Origin of the sequence: Virgibacillus tibetensis, assembly GCF_036026595.1 — a bacterium.
Lineage (GTDB): Bacteria > Bacillota > Bacilli > Bacillales > Amphibacillaceae > Virgibacillus_P > Virgibacillus_P tibetensis.
In genome coordinates this window covers 453,331-479,733 of record NZ_JARZFX010000001.1, presented here as the reverse complement: position 1 = coordinate 479,733, position 26,403 = coordinate 453,331, and the positions used below count along the sequence as shown (strand labels likewise).

General features: G+C 37.5%; 39 protein-coding genes and 1 pseudogene. All 40 read right to left on the bottom strand.

What is annotated here, in order from left to right; genetic code table 11:
• Positions 1-6: 6 nt before the first annotated feature.
• The 40 genes and pseudogenes from QGM71_RS02680 to QGM71_RS02490 all read right to left on the bottom strand — a co-directional run bounded on the left by QGM71_RS02680 (position 7) and on the right by QGM71_RS02490 (position 26,375).
• Positions 7-3,378, bottom strand: a complete 3,372-nt coding sequence (locus tag QGM71_RS02680; RefSeq protein ID WP_327605962.1) for a phage tail tape measure protein — start codon at positions 3,376-3,378, stop codon at positions 7-9.
• A 33-nt stretch (positions 3,379-3,411) separates the two neighbouring features.
• Positions 3,412-3,534, bottom strand: coding sequence for a phage tail assembly chaperone GT (gpGT, locus tag QGM71_RS21765; protein WP_407702990.1), 123 nt, complete (start codon positions 3,532-3,534; stop codon positions 3,412-3,414).
• A 62-nt stretch (positions 3,535-3,596) separates the two neighbouring features.
• Positions 3,597-3,947 (bottom strand): phage tail assembly chaperone G, encoded by a 351-nt coding sequence (gene gpG / locus QGM71_RS02675; protein ID WP_327605961.1) that lies wholly within the window; start codon positions 3,945-3,947, stop codon positions 3,597-3,599.
• Between the two features lie 32 nt (positions 3,948-3,979).
• A complete protein-coding gene (locus QGM71_RS02670) occupies positions 3,980-4,321 on the bottom strand; it encodes a hypothetical protein (protein WP_327605960.1) in 342 nt (113 codons plus the stop codon).
• Position 4,322: 1 nt separating this feature from the next.
• Positions 4,323-4,934: a major tail protein gene (locus tag QGM71_RS02665; protein ID WP_327605959.1), complete on the bottom strand. Its 612-nt coding sequence runs from the start codon at positions 4,932-4,934 to the stop codon at positions 4,323-4,325.
• Between the two features lie 12 nt (positions 4,935-4,946).
• Complete coding sequence (locus tag QGM71_RS02660) at positions 4,947-5,330, bottom strand: DUF3168 domain-containing protein (RefSeq protein WP_327605958.1); 384 nt, start codon at positions 5,328-5,330, stop codon at positions 4,947-4,949.
• Complete coding sequence (locus tag QGM71_RS02655; protein ID WP_327605957.1) at positions 5,330-5,722, bottom strand: hypothetical protein; 393 nt, start codon at positions 5,720-5,722, stop codon at positions 5,330-5,332. The genes QGM71_RS02660 and QGM71_RS02655 overlap by 1 nt, the downstream gene beginning before the upstream one ends.
• Positions 5,719-6,087: a phage head-tail adapter protein gene (locus tag QGM71_RS02650; protein WP_327605956.1), complete on the bottom strand. Its 369-nt coding sequence runs from the start codon at positions 6,085-6,087 to the stop codon at positions 5,719-5,721. Before QGM71_RS02650 ends, QGM71_RS02655 begins: the two co-directional genes overlap by 4 nt.
• Entirely contained in the window at positions 6,080-6,340 is a 261-nt protein-coding gene (locus tag QGM71_RS02645) for a phage gp6-like head-tail connector protein (protein ID WP_327606398.1), read from the bottom strand. The genes QGM71_RS02650 and QGM71_RS02645 overlap by 8 nt, the downstream gene beginning before the upstream one ends.
• Before the next feature lie 53 nt (positions 6,341-6,393).
• Positions 6,394-7,560, bottom strand: a complete 1,167-nt coding sequence (locus QGM71_RS02640) for a phage major capsid protein (protein WP_327605955.1) — start codon at positions 7,558-7,560, stop codon at positions 6,394-6,396.
• A gap of 26 nt (positions 7,561-7,586) precedes the next feature.
• Positions 7,587-8,378, bottom strand: a complete 792-nt coding sequence (locus tag QGM71_RS02635; protein WP_327605954.1) for a head maturation protease, ClpP-related — start codon at positions 8,376-8,378, stop codon at positions 7,587-7,589.
• Positions 8,375-9,514 (bottom strand): phage portal protein, encoded by a 1,140-nt coding sequence (locus QGM71_RS02630; RefSeq protein WP_327605953.1) that lies wholly within the window; start codon positions 9,512-9,514, stop codon positions 8,375-8,377. Before QGM71_RS02630 ends, QGM71_RS02635 begins: the two co-directional genes overlap by 4 nt.
• A gap of 18 nt (positions 9,515-9,532) precedes the next feature.
• On the bottom strand, positions 9,533-11,218 hold the full coding sequence (locus tag QGM71_RS02625; protein WP_327605952.1) for a terminase large subunit domain-containing protein: 1,686 nt from the start codon (positions 11,216-11,218) through the stop codon (positions 9,533-9,535).
• Positions 11,219-11,221: 3 nt separating this feature from the next.
• Positions 11,222-11,548: a hypothetical protein gene (locus tag QGM71_RS02620; protein WP_327606397.1), complete on the bottom strand. Its 327-nt coding sequence runs from the start codon at positions 11,546-11,548 to the stop codon at positions 11,222-11,224.
• Positions 11,549-11,578: 30 nt separating this feature from the next.
• A pseudogene (locus QGM71_RS02615) lies at positions 11,579-11,734 on the bottom strand (helix-turn-helix domain-containing protein); the annotation flags it as partial.
• 145 nt (positions 11,735-11,879) lie between these two features.
• The gene (locus tag QGM71_RS02610; RefSeq protein ID WP_327605951.1) at positions 11,880-12,053 is read right to left on the bottom strand and encodes a hypothetical protein; all 174 of its coding nucleotides are present in this window, start codon (positions 12,051-12,053) and stop codon (positions 11,880-11,882) included.
• A gap of 4 nt (positions 12,054-12,057) precedes the next feature.
• Positions 12,058-12,375, bottom strand: coding sequence for an HNH endonuclease (locus QGM71_RS02605; protein WP_327605950.1), 318 nt, complete (start codon positions 12,373-12,375; stop codon positions 12,058-12,060).
• Positions 12,376-12,461: 86 nt separating this feature from the next.
• Positions 12,462-13,010, bottom strand: coding sequence for an HTH domain-containing protein (locus QGM71_RS02600; RefSeq protein WP_327605949.1), 549 nt, complete (start codon positions 13,008-13,010; stop codon positions 12,462-12,464).
• A gap of 304 nt (positions 13,011-13,314) precedes the next feature.
• A complete protein-coding gene (locus QGM71_RS02595; protein WP_327605948.1) occupies positions 13,315-15,186 on the bottom strand; it encodes a phage/plasmid primase, P4 family in 1,872 nt (623 codons plus the stop codon).
• A 158-nt stretch (positions 15,187-15,344) separates the two neighbouring features.
• Positions 15,345-15,656 carry a nucleoside triphosphate pyrophosphohydrolase family protein gene (locus QGM71_RS02590; RefSeq protein WP_327605947.1) on the bottom strand — a complete coding sequence of 104 codons (312 nt, stop codon included), beginning with the start codon at positions 15,654-15,656 and terminating at the stop codon, positions 15,345-15,347.
• Positions 15,634-15,942, bottom strand: a complete 309-nt coding sequence (locus QGM71_RS02585) for a hypothetical protein (protein ID WP_327605946.1) — start codon at positions 15,940-15,942, stop codon at positions 15,634-15,636. The genes QGM71_RS02590 and QGM71_RS02585 overlap by 23 nt, the downstream gene beginning before the upstream one ends.
• Entirely contained in the window at positions 15,939-16,310 is a 372-nt protein-coding gene (locus QGM71_RS02580) for a hypothetical protein (protein ID WP_327605945.1), read from the bottom strand. Before QGM71_RS02580 ends, QGM71_RS02585 begins: the two co-directional genes overlap by 4 nt.
• 22 nt (positions 16,311-16,332) lie before the next feature.
• The gene (locus QGM71_RS02575) at positions 16,333-16,608 is read right to left on the bottom strand and encodes a hypothetical protein (RefSeq protein ID WP_327605944.1); all 276 of its coding nucleotides are present in this window, start codon (positions 16,606-16,608) and stop codon (positions 16,333-16,335) included.
• Positions 16,598-16,960 (bottom strand): hypothetical protein, encoded by a 363-nt coding sequence (locus QGM71_RS02570; protein WP_327605943.1) that lies wholly within the window; start codon positions 16,958-16,960, stop codon positions 16,598-16,600. The genes QGM71_RS02575 and QGM71_RS02570 overlap by 11 nt, the downstream gene beginning before the upstream one ends.
• 40 nt (positions 16,961-17,000) lie before the next feature.
• On the bottom strand, positions 17,001-17,144 hold the full coding sequence (locus QGM71_RS02565) for a hypothetical protein (RefSeq protein ID WP_327605942.1): 144 nt from the start codon (positions 17,142-17,144) through the stop codon (positions 17,001-17,003).
• A 32-nt stretch (positions 17,145-17,176) separates the two neighbouring features.
• Entirely contained in the window at positions 17,177-17,314 is a 138-nt protein-coding gene (locus QGM71_RS02560; RefSeq protein WP_327605941.1) for a hypothetical protein, read from the bottom strand.
• A 5-nt stretch (positions 17,315-17,319) separates the two neighbouring features.
• Positions 17,320-17,466, bottom strand: coding sequence for a hypothetical protein (locus QGM71_RS02555; protein WP_327605940.1), 147 nt, complete (start codon positions 17,464-17,466; stop codon positions 17,320-17,322).
• Between the two features lie 18 nt (positions 17,467-17,484).
• Positions 17,485-19,122, bottom strand: coding sequence for a DNA polymerase B (locus tag QGM71_RS02550; protein WP_327605939.1), 1,638 nt, complete (start codon positions 19,120-19,122; stop codon positions 17,485-17,487).
• 12 nt (positions 19,123-19,134) lie between these two features.
• Complete coding sequence (locus tag QGM71_RS02545; protein ID WP_327605938.1) at positions 19,135-19,584, bottom strand: DUF669 domain-containing protein; 450 nt, start codon at positions 19,582-19,584, stop codon at positions 19,135-19,137.
• 127 nt (positions 19,585-19,711) lie between these two features.
• The gene (locus tag QGM71_RS02540) at positions 19,712-20,656 is read right to left on the bottom strand and encodes an AAA family ATPase (RefSeq protein WP_327605937.1); all 945 of its coding nucleotides are present in this window, start codon (positions 20,654-20,656) and stop codon (positions 19,712-19,714) included.
• Entirely contained in the window at positions 20,657-22,153 is a 1,497-nt protein-coding gene (locus QGM71_RS02535; RefSeq protein WP_327605936.1) for a DUF1351 domain-containing protein, read from the bottom strand.
• Positions 22,150-23,361, bottom strand: coding sequence for a helicase-related protein (locus QGM71_RS02530; RefSeq protein WP_327605935.1), 1,212 nt, complete (start codon positions 23,359-23,361; stop codon positions 22,150-22,152). The genes QGM71_RS02535 and QGM71_RS02530 overlap by 4 nt, the downstream gene beginning before the upstream one ends.
• Positions 23,358-23,648, bottom strand: coding sequence for a VRR-NUC domain-containing protein (locus tag QGM71_RS02525; protein WP_327605934.1), 291 nt, complete (start codon positions 23,646-23,648; stop codon positions 23,358-23,360). The genes QGM71_RS02530 and QGM71_RS02525 overlap by 4 nt, the downstream gene beginning before the upstream one ends.
• Positions 23,649-23,811: 163 nt before the next feature.
• A complete protein-coding gene (locus tag QGM71_RS02520; protein WP_327605933.1) occupies positions 23,812-23,979 on the bottom strand; it encodes a hypothetical protein in 168 nt (55 codons plus the stop codon).
• A 15-nt stretch (positions 23,980-23,994) separates the two neighbouring features.
• Complete coding sequence (locus QGM71_RS02515) at positions 23,995-24,579, bottom strand: hypothetical protein (protein ID WP_327605932.1); 585 nt, start codon at positions 24,577-24,579, stop codon at positions 23,995-23,997.
• Between the two features lie 279 nt (positions 24,580-24,858).
• Positions 24,859-25,104 carry a hypothetical protein gene (locus tag QGM71_RS02510; protein ID WP_327605931.1) on the bottom strand — a complete coding sequence of 82 codons (246 nt, stop codon included), beginning with the start codon at positions 25,102-25,104 and terminating at the stop codon, positions 24,859-24,861.
• Positions 25,101-25,691: a hypothetical protein gene (locus QGM71_RS02505; RefSeq protein ID WP_327605930.1), complete on the bottom strand. Its 591-nt coding sequence runs from the start codon at positions 25,689-25,691 to the stop codon at positions 25,101-25,103. Before QGM71_RS02505 ends, QGM71_RS02510 begins: the two co-directional genes overlap by 4 nt.
• Complete coding sequence (locus QGM71_RS02500) at positions 25,678-25,929, bottom strand: hypothetical protein (RefSeq protein WP_327605929.1); 252 nt, start codon at positions 25,927-25,929, stop codon at positions 25,678-25,680. The genes QGM71_RS02505 and QGM71_RS02500 overlap by 14 nt, the downstream gene beginning before the upstream one ends.
• On the bottom strand, positions 25,930-26,175 hold the full coding sequence (locus tag QGM71_RS02495; protein ID WP_327605928.1) for a hypothetical protein: 246 nt from the start codon (positions 26,173-26,175) through the stop codon (positions 25,930-25,932). It abuts the gene before it with no gap.
• The gene (locus QGM71_RS02490) at positions 26,172-26,375 is read right to left on the bottom strand and encodes a hypothetical protein (protein ID WP_327605927.1); all 204 of its coding nucleotides are present in this window, start codon (positions 26,373-26,375) and stop codon (positions 26,172-26,174) included. The genes QGM71_RS02495 and QGM71_RS02490 overlap by 4 nt, the downstream gene beginning before the upstream one ends.
• Between the last annotated feature and the right edge of the window lie 28 nt (positions 26,376-26,403).

Genomic DNA, 26,403 nt, shown 5'->3' with positions numbered 1-26,403 from the left:
TAACTATCACCTCCATTCCATTGCTAGTTGACGAGATGCTTGCTTCATTCTACGCGCTGTTTCCGATGGTGATAATGGTTCTGGACTGTGGATGGTAATATGCTGAGTAACGTTCGTGCCTCTGTCAACATTAGTCGGTTGCTGATTTGCAGTAGTGCTTTGGCTACCTGCTGAACCTCCCACGCTTTTAGCGACAAGAGCCAACAACTTCATAAATTCACTGTCACGTAAGTTGTCGATTAAACCTTCCCATCCACTTGTGCCAGTTGCATATCTCGGTACAGTGTTTAAAAGTCTTTCTGTTTCTCTGTGTGGCAAGACATGAGTTCCTTTTGGTAAGTTTAAAAGCGTATCTGTGGATGGAGAAAGAAAATTCCTCCCGTTTGGTAAAGATATTAACTCACGTCCACCACCATCGCCCGTGATTGCTAGACCGCCTGGATGCCCTCCTGCTTTAGTTCCTCTGGCATAAGCAGCGATTGGTACGTGTACTCGTGGTGCATGGACATCCATGTCAACCCGTTTTCTAACAGGAGCTGCAACACGTCTATTTATATCGTCGATGCTGGGATGAACATCTAAGTTCATTCTTTTGTCAATATCCTTTTTGAGTTCTTCGTTATACTCGCCAGCTTCACCAATCAAATCTTGAATATTTCCTTTAGCAGTCTGTAAACCATGTATTTGTTTATCAATTGCACCAACTGAATCTATAAAAGAATCGTTCAATTGTAGAGCAGGGTCGGTTTGTGCATAAAGTTCATCTTTTTGATCTCTTAGTGATTTTAGTTGGTCACCTAATAAACCTGACACTTCGGCATCCTTAACCGCTTGCGCTGCTGTTTCTTCATTGATTCCTGCCGCTATTAATTCATACTCGACCATCTTAGCTACGATTTCGCCTGTTTTGTTTAAATCCGCTTCTTTGCCTGCAACCAGTTCACCTTGTTCATCTACCAAGGTAATGGTTTCACTTAACGTTTCTCTAACTTTGTCAATATCCATATCAGCCAAGGCAAGAAGTGTTTCCATCATTGCTTTTTTATTAGAAAGTTCAGTGGAAACTTCACCGCGTGCGACCGCTTCTCGATACGCTTCTTCAACGCTTTCTTGTTCAAGTAATAAGCTTTCTTTCAAAGTGTCTATATTACCATCTTGATGTGCTTTTAAAATATCCCTTAATGCAAATTCAGTTTCAGTAAGGCGGTTAAGTTCAATTTGTTCTTCTTTAATTTGTTCACGTAATTCGATTTCGTTAACTAATGACTTCTGTAATTCTGATTCCAATTCACGTTTAGCCATATTTGCTATTTCTTGGTTGTAATCTTTTAATTTACCGGTGGTGTCCGCTACTCGATTTCCTTGCTCCGTTATTTGCGTTGTTGCTTCAGGGATCTTTTCGGTTAGAGTGTTATTGTACCCAACCATCTTGTCCAACTCTTTATTAGATAAGCCTGACTTACCTTGTAATTGTTCCATTTCATCTTTTATGGTTGCTATTGCATCTGGATCAGATTCATTTCCTAGCCTTGTTTGTAAATCCAAATATCTTGCAAATTCATCATTGGTTAAAAATGACTTTTGGCGCAACTCATCAAAACTATCGATCAACGGAATATTAGCCTGATATTGGTCCATCATTGCATCAGCGGTTTCTGTTGATACATCTTGCAATTCATGCATGTTTTTATTTAAATCGTATGCTTTTAAAGCCAATGCTCCGATACCAAGGATACCAAGGCCAACTGGTGTTGCAGCACCTGGACCCATTAATGCAAATCTGCCTAATAATCCTGAGCCACCAGATCTACCAATAATACCTGTTACCTTTGATAATCCTCCGGCAAGAGAGCCAACGACTTTAAATGTGCTGCCAAGCAGTAAACTGGCAGGACCTAATGCTGCTGCTATTCCCATAGTTGAAAGAATAGTCTTTTTCGTAGAGTCGTCCAATTCATCAAACCATTTCGCTAAATCAGTAACTCCTTCAACGACTGGTGGCAGATAATCCTTTGCTAGATTTAAGAGTATGTCACCCACAGGGCGTAACGCTGCCATCGTGTTATTTTTTAATTCGGCGAACTCTTCACCAATCGTTTTCGTTTCCTCTGCTGTCTCTGAAATTAAACCTTTTGCACTTTCTGCGCCAGATCCTAAATCTTCAAACGCAGGTATAGCTTTACTTCGTATAGCGGTCATTAATCGTTGGGCACCTTGTGCTCCAAATACTTCTGTTGCAAGTGAAAGTGCCTTTTGCTTATCTTCTGTTTCAGCGATGGTATCAACGACTTTTTCTAATTCTTCACGGCTGTTCTTTCCCTCATCTGCCCATTTTCTAAATGCGCTATTTAAACCAGGCATGATACGACTAACAGCTATACCATTTGATTCCAGGCTTGCCATAAAGTGTGCTGATTCTTCCATCTCAAACCCTGCATTATTTAAAACAGAACCATGGGAAGTTAATAAGCCGTTTAATTCGCCCAAACCAACTCCATAATCTTGCGTTAGCTTGAATAGGTAATCTAATACACCTGCACCTTCTTCAGCAGGCTTCTGCCATTGCTTTAAGGACTCACCAAACGCTTTAGAGTTTGTTGTGGCATCTTCCTTCAGTAAACGAGAAACATCTAATACGCTTGTTGTTAAACCTTCTAATGATTCGCCTGTAGCGCCCGTAAAAGTATTTAAAGTGGCTAATGAGTTTGAAACTTGATCTGCCCCGTCGGGAACACTTGTAAATACGTTGTCGAATGATTTTTCTAAGCCATCTAACACGTCTCCTGTTGCGCCTGTGCCTACTCTAATGTCTCGATAGGCTTTATCAAATTGATCAGATGCTGCTATTGCTGCTGCACCTGCTGCTAATATTGGAGCAGTCACCCGGGTGCTCAATGTTCTACCCACGGTGGTTAGTGTTTCGCCATGCCGTTTCATGGTGCCTGAGAACTTGTCTAGCCCAGTTGTAAGCTTGCCCATGCCAGACTCCAAGAAAGCCTGTTCTTTTCGCATGGCTTCGAGTTCTTCGGTTGCGCCCTCTACATACCGCTCTAGGTTATTTAAAGCTGTGGCTTGAGTGTTATATGCGGTTGCTGCCTTTTCAGCTTCTTTGGATCCTTCGCCGTGTTCAGCTACCATTTTTTCATAGTGGATTCTAGCTTGATCGGTAACTTTTGCCTGTACTTCAAGTTTCTTGTTGAGACCTTGTAGTCGTGTCTCGTATTTTCCAATAGACCGATCACTGCGATCAAATGCACTCATATTGGTTTTCATCTCACTGTTAACGAGTCGCATTTTAGATTTTAGGTCCGTCAATCCACTTTCGACCTTCATAGTCTCTAAATCTAAGCCTATACTCAATCCTTCTATACGTTGCATTGTCTACCTCCTTTCTTGGAGATATAAAAAACCCTAACCTCCAAATGCGGAAATTAAGGATTTTTCTTTTTTCGGTTTGTTTTTATCTGCCAAGATTTCTAAAACAAAGTTAAAAGGCATGTTCAATATATCGTTTATGTCTTTTCCGTTATTCATCATATCTAAGATGATTTTATCCAGATATTCTTTTTGCTTTTCAGCAGTAAAATCTTCGTCAACTAACTCTTCTTCTCCAGGTACTTTTTTGTTGATACATTCTGCTGCCCCCTTGCGATAAACAGGATTTGTTCTTGCAATATCTGCATGGATTCAGGAGCATGTAAGCCATTGAATAATTCATCTTTCGTAAACTGTCCTCCATAAGCTTTCTCGGCAACAAACGCTAATAATTTATCAACTAACTCCTTTTCGTTTTCAGCAGTTGTTTTGTCGATTTCGTTTATCATGTCGATAGCCTCATATACAACGCTCATGGGGATAAATACAGGGGTTAGATACTTTTCTGATACAATCTCGCCTGCTTTTACTTCCTTCACAATTTCGATCATGTGCCGTTTTAAATTTGCCAATTAAATTCCTCCTAATAAAAAAGAGCAGGGAATTAATCCTGCTCTTTAATTAATGGTTTTCCTATTTTGTTCTCACCAGACATTAACTCCTGGACTCTACCCTCACTCAATACTGCATCTGCTCGTCTTGGGTAGATATCATCCTTGATATAAATTGTGTCATTATCCTTTAAGTCTTTAAAATCATGAATGACTACATATTGTTTGGGTTCTTCTTGTTCCGAATAGGTTTCGGAAAGTTCCTCTCCATCTTCTTCCGAGGTATTATCTTCCAACAACTCAAGAAGATCATCCTTATTGAGCTTATCATCAAATTCAACGCCTAATTCCGTAAGTTCCTTTTTAATTTCCTTTACTGTAGGTGATTTACTCATACTATGCTCCCTCCGGTTCTGTTGGTGTTCCTGCATCAGGATGTGCGATTCCAAATACTTTCAAAAATAAAGCATCACGGTTTGTTGTTTCGGTTGGTCCATCCGCGGCAAAGATAACCGATTTGTCTTTCGTAAAACCATCAACTTTTCGATCCATAAACTGCGCTGCTATTTCTTCAGTGGAAAACTCTGTAGTTTGTCCCTTTGTTGCTCCACCCACATTTGGACGTGTAAAGAGTCCTTTTGGCAACCCAACGTATTCACGAGATCCATCTTCATACGTTTTAGCAAAAACGACCGCTTGATATTCTGGATTATCTTCACTTCCTGCAGCCGTCAAGCCTTCAACCGTTTCCCATCCTAACAATTTCTGTTTGTCTTCAATCGGAATTTTGTGGAATTGAGATGTAACAGAAACATTACCACTTGATACAGCCATTTCAGCAGTAGTGTTATCTCCATGAGCACGAACTATTTCCTGTGGCATTTCAACATTAATGTTTTGCAAGAACTTCACACGCTCAATTTCAGTAGCTACAATCCCGTCACCAATTTTTCCATAGTAAAATTCATCCACGCCCGTGGATGCACGATAGTTTTTTTCTTCTGCCATCCATAATCACTCCTATAATTTATTAAAATCATCTCGATACAACGTTCCGCGGTACCTGTCTGCTTTTCTAAAAATACCTTCGTCATATTCATTTGGTCCGTTAATTTGTTTAAATCCTAAATCATTCCACATCACATCTCTAACCGTATTTGCAAGGTTTAAAGTTGTTAATCGGTTGAGTGTCCACACATCGATCTGTATTAAAAAATCAAGCTTAGTCCATGTGTTGTCTGCAAAATCAACAGGGCTACCATCATCGAGTGGATCTATTACGATAAAAGGATTATCAACATCTCCAGTGGCTGGATATTCATAGTATTTAATCCTACCTAGTGCTTGTTCTTTGATGTAGTCATCTGCAATAAGACGGTTGTAAATAATTGATAATATATCCATTACAAGCCACCTTTTAATGCCTTTCTTACAGCATCACGATAAGCCTTTTCACTTCTTTTCATTGCTCTGGCAACCGCCCCTTTACCTCTTGGGTTAGGATTCTTAACTGTACCCCATTCGTTCAAATGGATAATACGATAACGACCTTTTGGGCCTTTCCAATGTACTTTAATGCTTCGCACACCATTTACCCATTCAGGACCCGTAGTAGTTATCTCATCAATACTAGCCCCAGTATCTCTAAAACTCTGAAACTCGGATCTTAGTGCTTTGACAAATTCATCGGCAGCATCAATTAAAGCTTGATCACTAATGCGTTGCATTCCTTCTTTTCCCAACTTGCTTTCTAAATCCGATAAAAGTTTATCTAATCCAGTTATTTTTACGCTCATGTAACCAACCTCCCGATCACAGTGATAAACTTATTGTTCTGCGGGTCCGGTCGTACATGTTTTACGTTATATCGATTATCACGATAAGAAGGATGGTCAATGGAAATATAATGTTTGTCTGTTGGGATATAGTCCTGCAACGGATCTCTAATAGTAATGGTTATATCAGACAGGGTTCCGTTGGACTTGGCAAGTTCTACATCTTTCATCCACACCTCGTCAATTTTGCCCATACAGTCGTACAATTCATCGATCGGATTCTCGCCTGGTTCAGGACCTTCATTTGGTGCGTATTCATAAAAAGTGATTGGTGTACGCATTTCTCCACTGTGCACTCTTGGTGGCTTATATTTAAATTCACGCATCTGATTCTTCCTCCAATGCAAAAACCATATCCAAGCTAAGACCGAGTATGTCACTTTGAAAGTTATCATCGAAATACTCAACAGCATCGTTGTAAGCATATCTGGTGCGTTCAAAAACTAATTCTGTAGCTCTAATATCAAGATTAGTTTTTCCGGAAAGATCAAACTCTCCACATTTAGCCTCTATATATGCAACAGAAAAGGACAACAATCTTTTTAAATTGTCGTCCTCTCCGCTGTGGGATATATGCATTCTTCCCTTAAATTCTTTTAGTAGCTCATCAGTGACCAACTAGATCACCTCCACTATGCTCCTGCCGGTTCTGTTGCAGAAGTGTTGAATTGAATATCAAGATCATAAAGCAATGCTGTCTTATTGTCTTCTGGTTTACCATTTGCGAATTGCTTAATTGTATAGAGCATTGCGTCCTCGATAGCCAGTGTTTGATCAAATTTATTAGTCTTATAACCACCGGCCACAGCTGCAAGATATTTTCCTTTCACAAAGAATAGTGCTTTTTTAGAAGGTATTTCTTCTGATTCAACCACTTTTATGCTGTAGGGTAATGACGTTACCCATTGTCCATTAGCAGTTTGAATGGTATTTCTAGCTTGCACACTAATGGCATCAATCGGGTTAACAACCATTACGATTTTATTTAACACTTTACGTGCTTTATCTTTTGCGTCAGTAGACAATTCTTTAATCACATCATGTAATTCTCCAGCTACAACCTCACCTTTATCAGATGGAGCAAAAGTTAACGTCCCAGAAGAAGTTTTAGTTGTTACAGCACCTTCAGCACTCACATCTTTCATTAAACCTATTGGTTCGTTTTGTGTCGGACCACGTCCATTAACTAATCCGTATTCTAGCCCTACAGAGTAAGACTCAACTAAAACCGTACGCACATAACGTTCAGCCCAAACTGGTCCAAGTTCTAACATGTCTTTTGGTATAACAGCAAAAGCTGTAAGCTTCAACTGTCCGATCTCTTCTTCTGTAAATGCAGCACCAATTTGCCCTTTTATTTCTCCAAACAATTTACCCCAAGCATAAGCTTTATTTGGATCTGATCTAATAAATCGAGTAACTGCCCCTAAATCTTGCAGTCCTATTTCCGCAAGTAATGGATGAGCTTCCACAAGATCTTCAAACACTCTCTCCTGAGTTGTAACTGGTAAAATCGAATCCTCGTCAAAACCACCAAATTCTACTACCTCATTGAAAAACTTTCTTTCTTCAGAAGTAAGTACATTTTGACCTCTAGCAGTTAGGATTTGAGCGTCCATTTGTTCAGTTCGAACTTCTGTAGTGATTTTTTCTGTTAAATCTTCGGCTAGAGCAGTTTGCATTTCATCCCAAGCATTAGCAAGCTTTTCTTGATCCTGCTCTTCCGCTTTTACTAGATCCATGTACGCTTCTTTTTTGGCTTTAAAGTTATCCATTTTACCTTTTAACTTGATTGTCATTCTAACATTCCTCCATTATTTTTAAATTAAAAAATGAACCCTTTTCGTTTCGTCTGCGTTGGTGCAGATGATTTAGGTTCATTTGATTCATTGTTATTTTTTTGTTGTAATTCACTTTTCAATTCATCTTTGAAATCGTTAAGCATTGATTTTAAAAAATCCTCTGTAATGAATTTTGGTGGCTCATTTGATGTAACCCCAGCCTTGGGTGCTTTGTTTCGAATAGTATTAATTACTTGTTGCGGAATCATATTTGATCCATTATATGAAGCTGCTAGTTTCATACCATTTTCTACAAACATAATCTCATCAACTAACTTCTTATCCAAAGCTTCTTGTGGACCCAACCATGTTTCCTCGGCCATCATGTTTAGCAACTCTTCATCTAGCATTCCACTTTTAATCATGTACGCATTCACTATTGTTCGGTCAGTAGTTTTTAACATATCTGCAGTCTTAGTCATGTCCCGATGATCTCCAATACCAATTGTAGAAGCATTATGAATCATCATTTGGGCTGTAGGGGCTATACGAACTTTATCTGCTCCCATTGCAATAAAAGAAGCTGCGCTTGCAGCCAATCCAACTATTTGTGCTTCCACATAGCCTGGGTAGTTTTTTAAGGCAGTATAAATTTCAGAACCATCATCTACATATCCTCCTGGACTGTTGATCGATACAATGACATCTTCCCCATTAGCATTTTCAAGTGCTTGATCTACTTTGCGAGGGTTAGTTGCATCCATGTCAAACAGATCATAAATCCAAGCTTCATTATTTGAAATTATAGGTCCCTTAATATCAATCTTGACTGTCATTTCTTATCACCTCCTTCAAGTTCATCTAAAGTTTGATAGTTTTTCGTGATAACATACTCATCCATGCGTGGATCATCAACACGCTCATCTCCAAACTTTTCTCTAACGTCATTCCTGCTCCAAGAACCACTGGCAACCATTTTGTCTGCAGCATCTGCATTTTCAATAACACTCTTTTCAGTAACGCCTTTCACTTCAATTTTTTCACCTTTTAAGTGATCCTCTTTTTCAATCAGCTTTGCATTTAATTCATCTGAAATCTTTTTTATTAATGGACCAATACAAAACTTAATATAAGCTTTCATACTGGTTTCATAGTCAGAAAGTTCCCCGTGCACCAAAGCTGTAGGTATTCCTAAAATGTTGGCCACATCGTCTGTAAGGCTTCGCTTGAGTTTTGTTATCTCATCAACCGACTGCCCTTTACCGTCCCCTTTAGAAACCTCGTTATATTCAAAACCTTTTAACTGTGGCACGAGAGCAACCGTGTTTTTCTTAAAGGAAGTGAATAACTTATCGATAAACGCTTGCAATTTGGTTTGGTTTTCCTTGTCTAACTTTTGGGACGTGTCTAATCCTACCGTTCCTCGTATTTGGTGGTTCCTCATACTTATCTCAATCATTCTACTAAACAGATCACCAAAGTCTTTAAACATGCCGTCCATGAATTTAGTTAACTTCTCGTTGTTATATGTGAGATGAATAACATTGTCCATCGGGAAGGTCCGTTGAAAAGTGTAATCCTTAACTGTTACATTTTTAAATTTGTCAGGATAAACCGCGTATTCGACACGTTCAAAGTCATCTGCAATTATGAGATCATTATTATCCGTTAAAATCACTAACACTTCATTTTCATAAATTAATTGGTAAACAAATTTCTGCCAAAAGTCTGTAGCTGTTTGGTCTGTATTCGGACGCACATTTAATAAATAATGCCAGTCGTCACTTTGACGCTTACCATCTTTCATAATCCTAAAGTCAGACTGGCTGATTGTTCTTCCTATGAAATTGATGTTTGTTTCCAAAGCTATTTGTTTTAAATAAGCCCGGTGATGAGTTTCGTCAAATAAGTCCAAATCAAATAATGATTCAAGTTCGCTGTTACGTCTTAAAACTTTATCTAGCCATCCCACCTTTTCTATTCACCTCCTTTAGAAGTTCAGGGCCTCAAGCGCATTTAATGAACTATCTATGTCTACTGCATCATCTAACTCACCAGCTCGATATAACGCATGGACAAAAGCCTGGAATCCGTCTGTTTTACGTTTCACTTCTTCTTTCTTTAAAAATTGCTTTCCTGCCTGCGTCTCTTTTACATAAACATTGTTGGTAAACCAACGCATTAACGGATTGTCTCCAAAAATAAACTTGTGGTTTGCGAATCCATCTTCAACCCGTGGAGCTAGTAAAGGATGGATACTTGAAGGGCGCCGAATAGCTTCCACTTCAAAACCTTCTGCTTCAAGTAGTGGTCTCAATATATCCAACTTGTAATTGTCGGCAATAATCTTTTCAACGCCATATTCCTCTCGCATTTCAACAAACCAGTTAACTACGTGCATTGGATTTAAAGAAGGTTCATCAACTACTTTCATCAGACCCTCTTTTTCCCATTTTTTAATTGGTGCCTTTTTCTCTGTGCCAAAGTCGTTATTGGTGTTCGAGTATCCATAATGCACGTCACAAAAATGTTTGATGGCAAAAGTGAAGGTTTTAAAAGCATATTCATCTTCTTTTTTAAATAAAAGTCCGCATGAGGCAAAATCTCTCACACTTCCAAAGTCTAATGAGCCAATTGGCTTTGTATTTAGTTCGAAGAACGGTCGATCGGTAGCTTTTAACTCTTCCCGTGTAGCAACTGAATTCTCCATATTATCTTCAATGAAGTTCATTCGCTTGGTAACAAATGCTGAACGACCAGATGGTTCATAAGCAAGTTTATTGTATTTCTTCTTAACCTCATTAAATAATCTTTTACCACGTTTATTTAAAGGGGGTTGAAGAGCTGGATTAGCTTTTGGCCACATATCGAAAATGTCCATTTCAGAAATGTCGTCCAGTTCTGCTATATACGGGAAAACACCTTTAAATTCAATTAACCCATTTAGAATGTCTTCGCTTTCTCGGTATTTAGTGTCGAAATAACCTTCTCTAACAAACCCTTTCGTTCCGATGAAAAATTGACGGCCATGATCGACCTTTCCAAGACCGCCACTAAATACATCAACAATAGATGTATCTTCCATTTCGTGGTATTCATCATACATAACGGCTCCTTCTCGACCGCCGTCCTGGGAACTTGCATTGCTGGTTTTATATTCAAAAAGACTCTGTGTCTCGTAAGATGTAATACTACTTTTGTATGCTTCAAATTCTTCGGTTAAATCTTCATTGCCTTTTTTATTGATAACTCTAAAACATTCCATGAAACTTCTTTTAGCCTGCTTTTCTGAGTTAGCAACAATCGACACATCGTAGTATTCGATTCCGTGAAGTGGGCTTATGAAGTAATTAGCTAACGTAGATAAGAAACCGTTCTTACCGCCTCCACGACCAATGTTAATAACAAATTCATCAAATACAACTTCGTCATCTTCTACATAAAATAAAAAGATGAATGCGGAGATAAATTTCTCCCACTCATCTAATTCGAAATACCATTTTTCACTGAACTCTATATAGTTCTCGATCTGCTCTTCATTGAAATAGTAAAGGTCAGGTCTAGGCAATATGTTTTTTTCGATTAAAGATAATAGCTTTTCCCTTTTGTCATTTAGTACAATTTCCCCGTCATGCCATTTCCTAATATACTCTGCGACATATTTATTATGCAGCATAGGCTATCGACCTAATAACTTCGATTTTCTATCAACTTTCGGTTGTGGCAATAGGTCGGTTAATTGTTTAATGATTGTCTGATAGGTTTTGTCTCGGTTGTCATAATTTTCAACGATAGGCCTTTTACGATCATAAGGGACCTGGTTCTCGCTTTGCGAAAACTTCTCATACTCCCCATTTTCCAGAATGTCTTTCCAGTTGTCGTCCAGTAATATTCTTAGCCGTGCAGCTTGGGTGATTAATCCTTCTGCAACATCCAGTTGGTTTTTAGGGATGTTTTTGAAAAGCCCCTTTAACCTTTTGACTTCTGACTCAACTCGACTTTCCATGTCATCAATTCTGTCGTTTAATAAATAAAGCACCGACACATCAAGTGCTTTAGCAATCCTAGCCAAGAGATCCAAGCTAGGAGAATTTTTCCCTTGTTCAAGGCTGGCATAATAGTTCGTTGATATCCCAGCTTTCTTTGCAAAATCAGCCTGTGTCATTTTTTTCTCTTTTCGTTTTTCACGCATTCGAAAACCAACTTTTTGTCTATCCAAACTAATCACCTTCTTTCTGCACGGGCCTACCGGGAGGGAGGGGGTAATATATTTCGATGTAACCGCAGAGTTGACCCCCCTTCCCGTTCCCTGGATAAAAATATTTTGGCAAAACTTTTTAGGCGGGGGGTAATGATAATTCTAATTCTTCTTTTTCTTTTTCCAGTTCTGCTAATACTTCTTTTTCTTTTTGTATTCTTTGTTCTGTTTCACTTATGAATCCTTTGGACATATCTATGTGCATATGAATATTGTCTAATCTTTGTTTTATTAAGTCGCGAACATACTTCATTCTCTCACCACCATTCATCAGCCCATTTATTCTTTTTCTTTTGAAACATAAATCGATTATGCTTTCTGTTGTGACACTTAACACATAAGACTTCCAGGTTATCTAATTCTAAAGCAAGCTCTGGATAATCTTCCAGATCTTTTATATGGTCCACATCTAAACGTTTATGCTTATCTGGATCATGTTTATCCGTATAGACCTTACCTTGTCGTTTACACTCCTGACATTCGTAGTTGTCACGTTCTAATACTATTAACCGTGTAGCTTCCCAATCTTTACTCTTATAGAACTTCTTCTGTTGTTCTTTGGTTTTGTATGGCATTGTTTCACCTCGTATAGAAAAAGGCACCCGGTTAGATAACGGATGCCTTTTTAAATCTAGCTATATTTTTTAACACTATCATTATATCACTTAGATAATGCCCTTGTGTTGCCCAATTTATGCCCTCCGCTTTGTAAATCGTGTATACTATCAATTCCAAATAGAAATACGGACAACTCTTCTATTGCTTTGTCGACATCTTTGTATACTGTTCTTGCATTGATATTAAAGTATTCAGCTATATCATCTGCACTCATTTCATTATCAGATACATATAACCTATCTAGTACCTGGTAACGTCTCTGTGTAGCTTCTCCTGCCCGATAACAATAACCATAATATGCTTTAAACATATCATCGAAATACAGCAGCATCTTTGCAGTCTTCGCTTTATACTTCATCAATGCATGTAGTTCTAATTCCTCCGGTTCATAAACTATCTCTTCATATGCTTCTAAGTCTGTTTCTACACTTTTACAGTGTTCTTCAAGCATTCGATAGTTTTTAAGTAAGAGCCTTGTGTTCCTTAGTCGCCAATCCTTCTTTTCTTTCTTAGCTTTATTATTTTCTTTCTCTATAATTTTGATAACTGATTTTGTTATTTCATCAATAAATTCGCTTGGTAATTTTGCCATTCATTAGACCCTCCCTCATTTTTCATCTTGTCCATCCTGTACCATCTTGAACGTATCCTGAACAGCTATAAGTCTTACGGACACAAGGCTTAAGTTAAGTTTTTGTTCAAGATACAAGATAAAATAACGAAAACCTACCTCTTTATATTTATACTCTCTCTTTTTCTATTACTTTATAAATACTATTACTACTATTATTATTTATCTTGAACAAAAAGAGAGTATAAGTATTGGTATATATAGTATTATAGGTGTTCAGGATAGCGTTTTTTATCTTGAACAATCCTGAACATCCTGAACAGATCTAACTAACCTTCACATAAACACTTCTTAATTTTCCTTTTAGCCGTTTCCTCTGCGATTCATAGCCTGCGGTATTAATTCTCCTACTCATTGCTATTTTACCAACAGGTTTAAGGCCCATTTCTTCGCAATATATCTGATACTGCAAATAAACTGTATCAACCGTTAAGCCTTCGATTGATTTTTCGTTTGATTCTCTATCATTTACATAGGACAGCACACTATCATTCTCGGTTAAGTATTTGTTTGTTGCGTCCTCGATCGTCTTGCTGTAACTAATACCACCATTGCTTACAATGCGCTTTAAACCCTCAATAGCCAACTTTAGTAAGTAAGACTTAGCATTTTCTGTTGACAGCTTCTGGTCGATCTCTGTATCTACTGTTTTTACTTTATTATCAAAAGGAATGATAACCAGTCTTCTGGCAATCCCTCCTGATTTATCCTTAAATGTCGGCATTTCATTACAGGTAAATATTAGTGTGGCTTTATTCTTTAATTTAAAAGGCTCCCCGTAGAGTTTACGAACTGATATAGTGTTACCACTCACTAATGTTTTAAAGTTCTTAGATCGTTCTAAATAGGCAGCATCTATGTCATCACCAATGTTCGCTAGCTTCCCATCAAGTGTAGCTATTTGAAATGACTCATTAAAATCTTCTAAACTCAACGTATGGCCCAGATCCCCTATGAAACTATTAAGCATTTCTAATAGTGTACTCTTACCATTGGAACCGGACTCACCAGCCAAGAAGAAGGCTTTGTGTGGGAATGAATGAGTCATGAGTATATGGCCGAACATTTCCTCTAATACTGTTCTAAGATCCGGTCTGTTCTTAGTTACAAAGTTAAGGAAGTTGTCTACACTCTCGTTATAAACTGTCTCATCATAAGAAACATCTAAATTAAAAGGCGTAAAGTCGCTCTCTACAGGAATAACTTCATTACTGGTATCTAATATATAATCATTGTTAAACCGGATTGGAAATACATCATCTTCAATTAATTCTGCATCTGTTTCAAAACGTTTCAGCAGCTCGCTTTGTTGTCTTGGCTTCAGTTTGATTCGCTTGTCTATCGCTCGAAGTAACTTGTTATCATCACTGATCCAGCCATCGTTAACTGTCTTATAATAAAGCGATTGATTATAATACTTAATTAAATGTTCTTTTGTTAAAACATCACTCATGGTAATAACATCTTTAGGGTCCAGGAACTTATTCTTGGTGTCATTGATAGACTTTTCCAGTACGCCGGATAGCAACGTTTTAAGTTCGTTTTTATCTAACTTTTGAGCAAACACCTGCTTATCAATAAATTCAGCAAGATCAGTTAATTGTTCAGTCGTAACATCAGGGTACATCTCCCGTATGGCTAATAAATGGGTATAAAGTAAACTGTTGCGCCCCTGACCCTCTTTTAAGCCCATCAGGGACTCTTTTAGCTTACTGGGATATAACTCAATGGGTAACATCGGCAATTGCTCCCACTGACCTAATAACAGGTTATTTTCCATTGGTCTAAGCTTGTTATTTTGTTTGATCGTAGCCATAGATTTAGAACCTGTCTTATAGTCAACTTGTACACCGGAGTTTGTTAATTTGCCTGTCCAGTTCTTAATAAATACAAACTTGGGTTTTTGGTAGTACAGGTGTATACCACGCTTTGTTTTTGTTTTTATTGTTGGGTATTTATTGTAGATAAGCTCACCGATTTTGGCAGAATACTCATCAGTGGTTTCATCATCAAAATCAACCACAACCACTTTGTTATTTAAGATGACACCAGCATCTTTATAATTTTTATGATCCGTACTGAAAGTATTGAAATCATGCTTAGGCGCTTTGCCGTCTAACTCAATATATTTGATCAAAGATGAAGACCCCCTTTCTCTGCTTGTTAGCTTTTAATTAGTCGCTTATAACCTTCCAACCTCTTCTTTTTCGTGCATTCAATTCATATTTTTTCAAAGGTTCATAGAGGTAAACTTTTTGTTCTCCTTCTCTCCTAAAGAGTAGGAACCATTTTCTTCTACTCATCAGGTACCTCATCTGGTACTAATCTCTCAGCCATTTTGACCGCCACTGCTGCCACTTGAATTAATTCTCTGTATAAATTATCGGAATCGGTTTCTTTCACACTATCCATTTCGTATTGACTTTGTATGGCCTGAGCAACTTCTCCAATTTCTTCTGAAAGAATGGCGAACATCAGCGGGAAGTTAATGTCTTTTTGTTCCCCGTATAAATAAAATTGACGATCTCGTTCTCGGTTGATGTCGTTTAATACTTTGGTGCGATAGTTTAATTTATTGATAGATTTATAGATTGGTTGTTGGTTCATGAGTTTTCACTACCTCCAGCAATTCATTATTTGATTTTTCAACCGCTCCCAGATAAGTACCCAGATCACTCACTATCTTTTTATCAATCAACAGCTCGTCCTTTTGAATCTTAAGCAAAGCAGATAATACACTTCGAGAATAGCCTTTAAATACCCACTTCTTGATAGTTTGTTGGTCTTTAGGTACAAATACACTCTCATACCTTTCAACCACCACATTCATGCCGTCGTACTCTTTAATGCGCACATTGGAAATATCGACTAATGTTCTTTTTTCTTCTTTCATTGGTTTACCTCCACATCTTCAATTGGTGGCATTTCACCAAGTTTCTCGAACGCCATCTCTCGCATGAGTATAAGCATTCCGTCAAAGTCATCTTGTTTATCAATGATTCGTTTTATTGATTCGCCGACTTGGTGAAAAAATTTGATAGAATCCTCTTTTGTGGAAGTTAGCAAATAAATCGACGAGTCCACAGGTATGTTCATTATCTTTGCGCCAGTAGTCGCTTCGGAGACATTAATGACATCTCCTTTTGGAATAGCGCAAAACTGATATTTACCGACTTTAATCCCGTGTCCTGCCTGTGGAACCCATCCTTTATCTGTTGCTAACTGAAACATTTGGGCTTGTTCATTAACTGTGATATTCATTGGTTTACCTCCCTTAAATTTTTCACTTCTTCAATATCTCCTGTATTTTCTCAAGCTTTTCAGCTGCACGTGCATTGCGTTTCGTAGTACTTAATTCGACACGCAGTTTACCGTTTTCCAATTTAAGTTGATCAAGCTCACTTTGGTTGACCATTGTACTGTCGAACCGCTCTAGTCGTCTTTCTGCATTGTAATACTTATCGCGCCATTCTTTATTCGTACCACGCAGTTTCTTTATCTGCGCTTCTAATTTCGTAATTTTGTTTTGTACCTCTTTTAACGGATCCTTACTTGACATTGGGATCACCTTTCAGGGCTTGACGTGCTTTCTTGCCTTCATCATCACCAATAACTCCGGAATGGTCATAATATATGTCGTAATTTTTCTTATCCGCATAAAACTCCAAAGCCTGTTTGTAGCGTTTATTCTCAATGTCTTTCTTCTTTCCTTTTTCATATAATTCATAAATAAAACCTTTATCTGTGTTGTGATTTTTTTCTTCTTTTCTCCACCCTTTCTTTAGTCTTTCGTTTTCCTTTTCCAATTCCTCCACACGTTCAGCTAAACCTTCTTTTTGCTGTAAAACTTCTATGATTTCAGGAATACTGTTTCTAATATCGAAAGCAATTTCTTCCATCCGTTCACTCATCACTTACCCCTCCTGGTTCGTTTTTTATTCGGAATGTTAACTAAGAAATAACCAAGTCATCGTCATTAATTAGTTCATCTTCGTCAACTTGCGAAACTTGCCTAAATGCACCCTCAATACGTACCCACACTTTTTGTTTTGGATTGTACATCTTTAATTCCTCTATTAATTCTTCAACTGTCATAATTTTCACTCCTTCGCATTTTCTGTCAACCATCACTTAAACATGCTTTCCGGCTGATAAATATACCTTTTCCCACTAATAACAATTATCGTAGGTACATCAGCTTTAACTCTTATTACAGTAACTACCGGACGATACGTGTCACCTTTTACTAGTCTTTTTGGAGCCATCTCCACTACTCCCTCCCTGATTTTTCTACAGCTAATTTATGAACCAATTCCTTATAACTCAATCCGTTTGTTTTATAAAAACCCAGCTTATGCAATTGCTCGATGATGTGGTTTTCCTTAGATATTTCTAACGTATCTACAGCTTTAAACATCCCATCACCTCCAGTAACTTAAAACATGTAGGACTCGATCTGTTTAATGTACCAATTCAGATCCAATTTCCTTTTGTCTAATTTCTTTATATCTTCATTCCAAACCAGACTGTTTTCTGACGTATAAGGAACCTTACTGTATTTGGTTTCTTTATCATCCCTTGTCTTATAAACAGACCCCATATACCTATCCTTTGTAGCAAAGATTCTGTTTACATCAGGTAACCTTTCAAACTCACTTGCATAGTTACCTTCCAGGAGCGTATCTTGTTTAACTTCCTGTGCCATGCCGTCATACTTTCCGGACTTGGCTACATATTGGAAGTACTCTAATTTTCCTTTTTTCCATAGATCGATGACTGTTTTATTAACTTTTGTTCCTGACATGTAATAATCAACCAGCGCCTTGTCAATAATAGTGAGACTGTTTCTTTCAAAGTCTCCACCTTCATAATTAGAAAATCTGCCTTTTGCTTTATATCTGCCGTCCTGGTACTGAAGCACATAATTATTTACATCTCTTTGTGCTATTTTGGTTATCAGGTCCACATCAAATTTCAGATCATAAGCCTTTTCGAATAGTTCTAGTAGTTTGATAATGTTTCTTTCAAACCCATTTTTATAGTTGATGATAATACCGTCCGTATTTGTCTGGATGATCTCACAATGATTTTCTAACAAGCAGATTAAATGTGTAATGATCAATTGACCATTAATAACAATATTATTTGCCATTCTAGGATTGTATAGTTTGTTCCATTTGCTCTTCATGGCACCATATACACTGCTATTTAGAGTCTTGTAGATTTCCTCTTTCGGATTCTTTTCCAGTTTGAATTGTTGCCTTTGGTGGTATATTTTCTTGAAGTTGTCCATATGATCTATAAAGTGGTTATTTATAATAAGAGAAGGGTAGTAACTTGCTATATCGATCTGCATGTACTCTCCTTCTCCCTTGTAATTTTCTTTAGCTGCATGTAATCCACCAAAACCATAGATGTGATCAATGCCTGCTAGTTTGTAAGTTAATTTTCTTTCTTCTAAATTTTTGAAGGGGATACCGGACTTGTATTCCTTTTCTATCCCTTTATAAAAATCCACAACCGTACCAGGTAACTCGTGTTTTGGTAACCGCTCATCGTAAGTAATATGTAGTCGCTTGTTGTCATCCGATGGCTTGGCTTCCAGTACTTCACTTGCTAAGTTTGCCCTTGTCTTTTTAACACTTGCAGCTGGTAACTTGAACTCTTTCACGATCTCGAATTTTGAAGCAAAATAGCTTTCCCTTTTCTCAAATAACTCTTTAATGAAATCCACATCTGCCAGTTGGCTATTTATATTTAACTTGGCTTCCTGTAGTTCTACCTGCTTTAATTCCTGCGATACATCAAGCGTAATAGGGTTGTTTATAGTGAGTCGTACGTTTTTACCTTCTTTTATTTTTTCCACTGTCTTATAGGGGTTTATTCCTTTTAAAATGGATGCCAGTATCTTGTCGTCATAATTAAAGTTGCCATAACCAACCAGATAACTTACACCTGACAAGAGAGCAGTTAAGCCCTCTTTGTCATTGTGTAGTTTGGTTGTTTTCCCATCCTGATTAAAGTAAATGTTCCAACTATCTTCTGTCGTTTCCGCTTTGTAAAAAGTGAACATTTATATCACCCCTTATTCGAATGGAGCTTCTTCTAACGCTTCCCAGTTCTGGAAAGTCTTCTTCTTATTGGTTTTCAATTCAATCATGCACTGGTTACCGATGGCTGCTTGTAATGCTTCGATAAGCTGATCCGTATCCTCAAAATCTTCAATGGTTAGATCAACATCCAAAACGGCCGCTGTTTTCATTGCACGTTTCAGATTCAACTGCATCATTTTTTCATTAGAGAAAAAGACGTTTCCGAAATACTTTCTATTTTCATATCCTTCATTGAGTATTTCGAACTCGAATGATAACCACTCCGTACCGTTATCATTTGGACCTTGCCACTTTACATCTGTAAGAATTCCATCATATAAACCATCCGGCAAGTCTTCGAAATCTCCACCAACTGCATCCTTACGTGGGTCAAAACCTTCGTTTAATATTTCTGCTGCCATCTCTTTTAAATTCAATCCCATTTTAATCATCCTTTTCTATTTTTAATTTTTTTGTTATAGTCACGTTTCGTGAAATACTCACCCAATGAATAACCTACATATACGCTTACAATGCAACTGATCACCAACACCACTTCATATGACATAATTAACTCCTAGCTTGTCTTGGTGGTCTTCTTCTCGCTGTTGGTTGTTTTTTGGATTGTTCAGGTTCTTTGGTTACTTCTTTAGGTGCTTGCTCTGGTTGTTTATCTTGCTTAGGGTCCGGATTATCTTTAGTGCTCTCGCCTGCTGCTTCTTCCTCACGTTCTTTTCGCTTTGCTTTTTGTTCCAATTCCTCTTGTTTCTCCTGCTGTTCTACAATCTTTTTAGCATCTTTAACATCTGTCTTTTTACTCTTTTCATAAGCACCAATAACCGTATCTAGCAGACTGGCAATTTGTTCATCATCTATTTTGTCTCTGGTGTAGTTCTTGCGTTTGCTTTCAACTTTTCGAATGTACTGTTTTCCAATCTTGCGACAAAGAATGGTGTAATCAGAGTTACCATTTACGATGTTCATCCATTTCTTTTTAAGAGATGGAACTTGTTTTGAAACGTCGTTTTCTTCAATATCAATTGAGCGCGAAATATAAAGGATGTTCACTTTCTTTTTCATGCTTAATTCTTTTAGTCGCATGATCAACACCCGGACCATCATCTCTAACATTGCATGGCCTTTACCCCAGCCAATGTCTCCTATCGACTTAACGCCTTCCCCTTCGCAAATTTCCTGTTCAAATAGCGTGATAATGTCATCGATAGTGTCAAGAACGATTGTTTCAAAACCATGCTTTGTTCCCTGTAATTCGTCGATAACATCGGATAGTACATCACTTACACTTTTAGTGATCGTTCCTTTGCTATCTCTTTGATGACTGATGTTGATACTAGGAGTTTCGATCATTTCCGCATTCCCATCCGTATTAAGATTGATCGGGTTTGGGAACTCTTCTGTAAAATATGTTTTACCATTCATTGTTTCTCCAAAGATGACAAAGTTTCTAGGTGTTTCCTTGGCTACTTTCTTTTTGTTTGGTGGTAATAGTGACATTTATTTTTCCTCCTCAATTTCAAATTCTATTTGTTCATGCTTCATAAACGATTCAAGAGCTTCCAACTGCGACTCAGTACCAGTTACTTTATATACTTCAAAGTAGGTTGGTTCGTCCTCTTCTGGAGCTTGTACAGGTGTAACTATTTCTGCGACGACTTCTTTAACTTCCACTTCTTTCTTTTGTTTCTCCAATTGCTTTTCTACTTCTGTGTGGGAATCATCTAGGATCTGCCTTTTAATATCGCCAACCTCTTTAAATTCAAGCAACCTCACGTATGCAGATTCAGTTAAGTTAATCTTGTATTCTGCATTTGCTAGTTTTACAGTGTTAACAATGTTCTCTTCATCTGCCAGATACTTAGCTTGTTTAAAACCAAGAGATTGTGCTTTTAGGCTTAATTCTTCATTGATCGCTTTCATGGCTTTTCCTTTATTCAAGTAGCTATCCTCAATCACCAATTCAGCAGCATACTTTTCATTAAGTTCTTCATCTTCTACCAGTTGGTCAATAACCGCTTGGATCTCTACCCTTTTCTCATCCTTTCTTTTTTCTTCAAACTGATCACTTTGTTCAACTAACGGAGTTAATACTTCATCAAACTTTTTATTAAGCTGCTTACACTGGTTTTCAAAATCAGTTACAGACTTCGTTAGTTTTTTCTTAGTATCCAAGCGATAGCTATCAACCGCTTTCTTTCCTTTTCTTAATTCAGCAATTGTTTTCTTACACTCAGCCACATCATCTTCTGTAAATGTAAGCCCGTTATATTTTTTAAGATTTTCTTCAAGAATTGCTTCCAACTCTTTGTAGTTAAACTCCACTTTAGCCGGTTCAAATTTAAGTGTTTTTACTTGTAATTCCGCTGTACTTGTAGCCACAATCTCATCTCCCTTTATAAAATTATTAAAATCATGTTCACTTGCACCAGGGTTATTTCTTAGATAGTCGCAAGCCTCCCAGAACTCTTTAACTGCTGCTAATATTTTGTTGATGTAATCATCATCGCGTTTTACGGTTTGGATTTTCAGGTGTTGATTATCAAATTCAGCATCGAAATCCTTCGGTCTTTCATAAAGAGCCAACCAACCTACGTCTACATCGAATTGATACATGTACAGTTGCATTTGCACTTTGTATGCTTCCATCGTCGGTGTCTTACCATGTGTTTTGATTTCAAGAATTACACTTGCGCCTGCATCAAAACCATCCGTGTTTGATCTAATACCTAATTGATCATCCTTTTTGGTTTGTTCTTTAAAAGACATCATCTCTACTGCATTGATATAATCCCTGATTTGTGGCTCCATAATGTTTCCGTATTCGGTATACTCATTGCCTTTGAATTCTGATTTTGTAATACCTAGCTTCTCCTGGGCCAGCTCGTATTTCGTTTTGTATTTATTGATACCTAAGATGGTAGGTATGTCCGATCCACCGACGTACTTATTTCTGTTTTTAGTGACGTTATCGCCTGCTTGGGTGGTAAGGCTCACAGCTTCAGCTCCTTCCTAAACAATTCTTCTGTAAAGTCCCTCTTGTTTTTAAGGGCACCATATATAGCTGTCTCAATGGTTTTGTTTGTCTGATACCTATAAATGGTCACTTTATTTTTGTTACCGTGCCTTACAGCTCTGCCCATCGCTTGCGTATAGTCGATATAACTATATGTCGGTGTGTAGAAGATCACCTGGTTACAATATTGCAATTCAATAGCTGCGCTTCCAGATTGATACTGGCAGATCGTGACACTGTTTTTTAAATCAGGGCGTTCTTCTTTTGTAGGTAAATGAAAGTTTTGTCCGTTTACCTCAAAAACTTTTTTCTTTAACTTCTTTAAAAGTTGTAATAACTTGTCCCTTTCTTTCGTATACTGATAGAAGATAAGGATATTTTCGTCGGTGCCATCTGCTAACATTTCAGTGTATGAAAGCTTATCTTTTTGGTTAGCATAATAACGTAATGCTGATTGCAATTTAGGTTGAGTATCAAAAAGTAACATCTCATCATCAATTTCTAGTACTCTGTCTTTAAGTATCGTGTTGTATTCTCTTGATGATTTGAATGTCACGTCCTTAATTTGTGTGTCCGGTAAATCAACAAAATATGTCGTTTCTTTCTTGATGCTAAATGAATTAAATTTACGCTTTAAATCATCTTGTTCTTTCCAATCGACTGGCTTTTTGATAACCCTATTACCCAGGTACATATCTCCTAGAATTGCATGTTCTTTAAAAAACTGTGTTTTGTTCTTATAGAAACCAAACATTAAGAAGTAATTTATCGTATCTTCCCAAGTAGCAGCTGCGGTTGCGGTCAATAAAACAAAGTCGCTTGATACTTTTGAAAGATGCAATGCTGCCTTTCCTCGTTTGCTTGTTGGCGTTTTGATTAAATGCGCTTCATCAAATATGACAAAATACCCTTTAAATTCCTGCCACTTTTTAGCCAACATTCCGACTGATAACTGATCGTATCGAATGGTTATCCCTTCCGCCTTTTCAACAACATCTATCTCATCTGCCCACTCCCCGGTTTTTAATTTCTGCGGAGGTTGGACAATTAATAACGGCTCACCCTGATAGTGTTTTAGGTAGTGATAAATCGAAATTAAGGTTTTTCCTGATGATGTGCCCAAGTTATACAAATAAGATGACTTAGCCCCGTCTAATACACTTTGTTGAGTTGGATAAAGAATAGTCATGTAATCCCCCTCTCTCTAAATTCTTGCTTCACATCATTAACTGAATACGCCACAAATGCATGCCCTCCAGCTTGATTGATTAATTTAATGTTTGCAGTCTGCAAAGCCGATACGCGACCGCCGATCTTCTTTACTTCTATTCCAACAAATGAAGAATTTACTACTCCGATCAAGTCAGGTATGCCTGCTTTTTGATACATACTACCGTGCACTTTCATGTGCCACGCTCCAATTGAATCAAGATAACGCTTTATTTGGTCCTCGATTGCTTTTTCCGTTTGATTCACCTCGTTGTCACCTCTCAACTCACCGTGTTATAATGATAGTAATCAAATATTTTTTAAAGCTCACTGATTGCAGTCAGTGGGTTTTTTACATGAGCAGCATAATCACTAACCCTACTGCTAATGCACCTGCTAGATTCATAGATAAATCTTTTAAACTGTACAATTATTTGTCACCTCCAACTTTCTTAGCTAACCGCTGCCAAAAACGAACTAACTCATTCAGCCCTTTTATTTCTTCGCGTAATAGCTTGTTTTCTTTTAGCAGATCATCAGCTTGTCCAGCGGTTTCCGTTAACTCTTCGACAGCAGATAACAGCTCCTCGTGGGTCACGTTTTTCACCTCCCCTCATTCGCAATTACCATTCACAAGGCAAGTATCTACGCTGAATTTTTTAATAGCTGGTAGGTTGGCGTTCACTTCTTTGTAATCTTCCATATCGACACCTAATATTTTTAAATCGTTATACGCTTTTTTACCTGTTGTTGCATTGGTAATAACAGCGTTAATTTCACTTTGTAATTTATTGAGGTCCTTCAACTTATTAAATTTTGGTCTGAGATCTTTCTTTGCTTTCTCGATCTCTTCTTCTAAACCAAACAGAGTGTATGTTTTATCGTTTCTCACACAGAATTTTATTGATGTGAGTTCTTTGTTCTTAGTGCTTCCTTTTATGCTAGTGAAGTTGTTGAAGTCTCTCAGATAACGAGAATAGAAATAATCAGATAACCCATTGTCCTCCTGGAATTTTAAGAATTCATCAGATATTTTTGAAACTTGTTTTATTGCCTTGTCCAAATTCTGAAGTTTGTCATCAAGCAAAGGTTCGATTTCACTTTCATAATATTCACCGATTTCAGTATTGACTTTTTCAGATGCTTCTCTAAAACGTCCTTCAATAAAATTTCTTAAACTACCTTTTGTAATACTCATTTCATAACCCACCCTTTCAAATTTTATTAATCAACTTAAACCACAGATCAAACAACTGCCATAATCCCATAAACGTTACAAAAGCTATGCAAATAAGTCCGTATACTGCAAATCCTCCTGATAATGTGACTTCGATATTTTTAATGAAGTTAAGCATTTTCAAATTCTCACCCTCCCCTCACAAACTCTTAACCCAATCCAACAACAGCACCATCACCCACACATAAGCAACTGCAAACAACCCGACATATATCCAACCCGACTCGACTAATTTATTTATCACCTCCATCCTCTCCTGGCATAAACTCCGTTATTTAGAGTTTCGAACTCATCACGTTTTTGCTTTTTAAAATTAAGAGCCATCATCACTTTTAAAGATTTTTGCATTTGTATTTGGTAATCATCCGTGTGGGTAAAGTCGCCTGTTGTTGCGCTGTTAAGAATGCCCATCAGCGACTTGTGCATGATATCTAAATGAGCAGCTACTTGATCATAATCTTCAGTTAAATAATGGTCCTGAATCATTTAGTTACCTCCTTGTCTAAACGGTTTTTGATGAAGCAAGCAACTTTATATTCTGATTTGATAACTTCCCAATCGTAATAGCCGTAGCCGTAAGCAAAACGAATGCCTTTATTTTCATCCACTGATGCGACTTCACAGGAGCCTCCGTATGGACTTGAAAGAAAGTCACCTTCTTTTATTACCCAGACTTCCCTACCATGTTTACTCCACCATCTGCGTTCTTTTTCTTGTTTGATTTCTTTTGGTGTGGCATGACGTAAAAAATCTGGCAATACACCCCATTTATCTTCTAAAACGAATTTTCCACAATCGCCATTTGCGTGATTTGATTCCCTCAAAATCTTTCGCGGAGTTTTATTCAAATCATGAACAACCCAATCCCCAACTTCAAACTCTGGTTCTACTTCATAACCGACGTATAAAGCTTTGATAAAATCATCTAAATCTAAGTCATTTAAGGGTTGATCTGTTTCAAGCACCCACCCTTGAATATGTTTTTCCACTAATTCTGAATCATCTTTTTCTGAACACTTTCTCCATTGATATATTGCATCCGCCTGCTCCTGTGTTAGCTTAACCTTCTCCATCTAATCCAACCTCTCTATCTGCCAATATTTTATTTTTGCGTTCAATAGATTCTTTTAATTTGTCTTCATGGACACATAAGGCATGCCATAAAGCAATTCTTAATTTAGCATCATGAGTTTTTATGCGTTCATCTGTCATATTTTGTTTAGAGCGAATTTCTTTTGCTAGCGCGCGATTTTCTTCCAAGAGCTTTAAATTTTCTTCCAGTTTTACATTCATATATTCAGGAATTTCCATCTAATCTAACCTCCCAATTAATACACCTACAACATGTTCAGTAACATCTGCGTACAACTTCATAACCTCTGGGTTATCTCTTATAAAAGCTTCATCAGCTAAAGCCAAAACTGGAATATCATATGTTTGTTCCAGGTCACGTTTAAGCACGACTAACCTTTTTTCTTTTAGTGCTTCTTGACCATTGATAATTTCGTGATAACGTTGCCAGTGTCGTTCTAACATGTTTCTACTGAATGCGTTCATTTGGTTTGCTTCCCTCCCCCGACATAATCATTTAATTTCTTAGGTGAAATGTGATAAGTCCAAACACTCGACATTTTCACCGCGTAGCCGAACGGAAAGATATTTCGTTGCAAGCCAATTCGGATAAATTGTTCGGACTTACCTAAGATTCTTGCAGCTTCTTTTATCTTTATGTTTTGCTGTTCTTCAACTTGTTGCATGCTCTTCTCCTTTCGTGAATAATCCGAG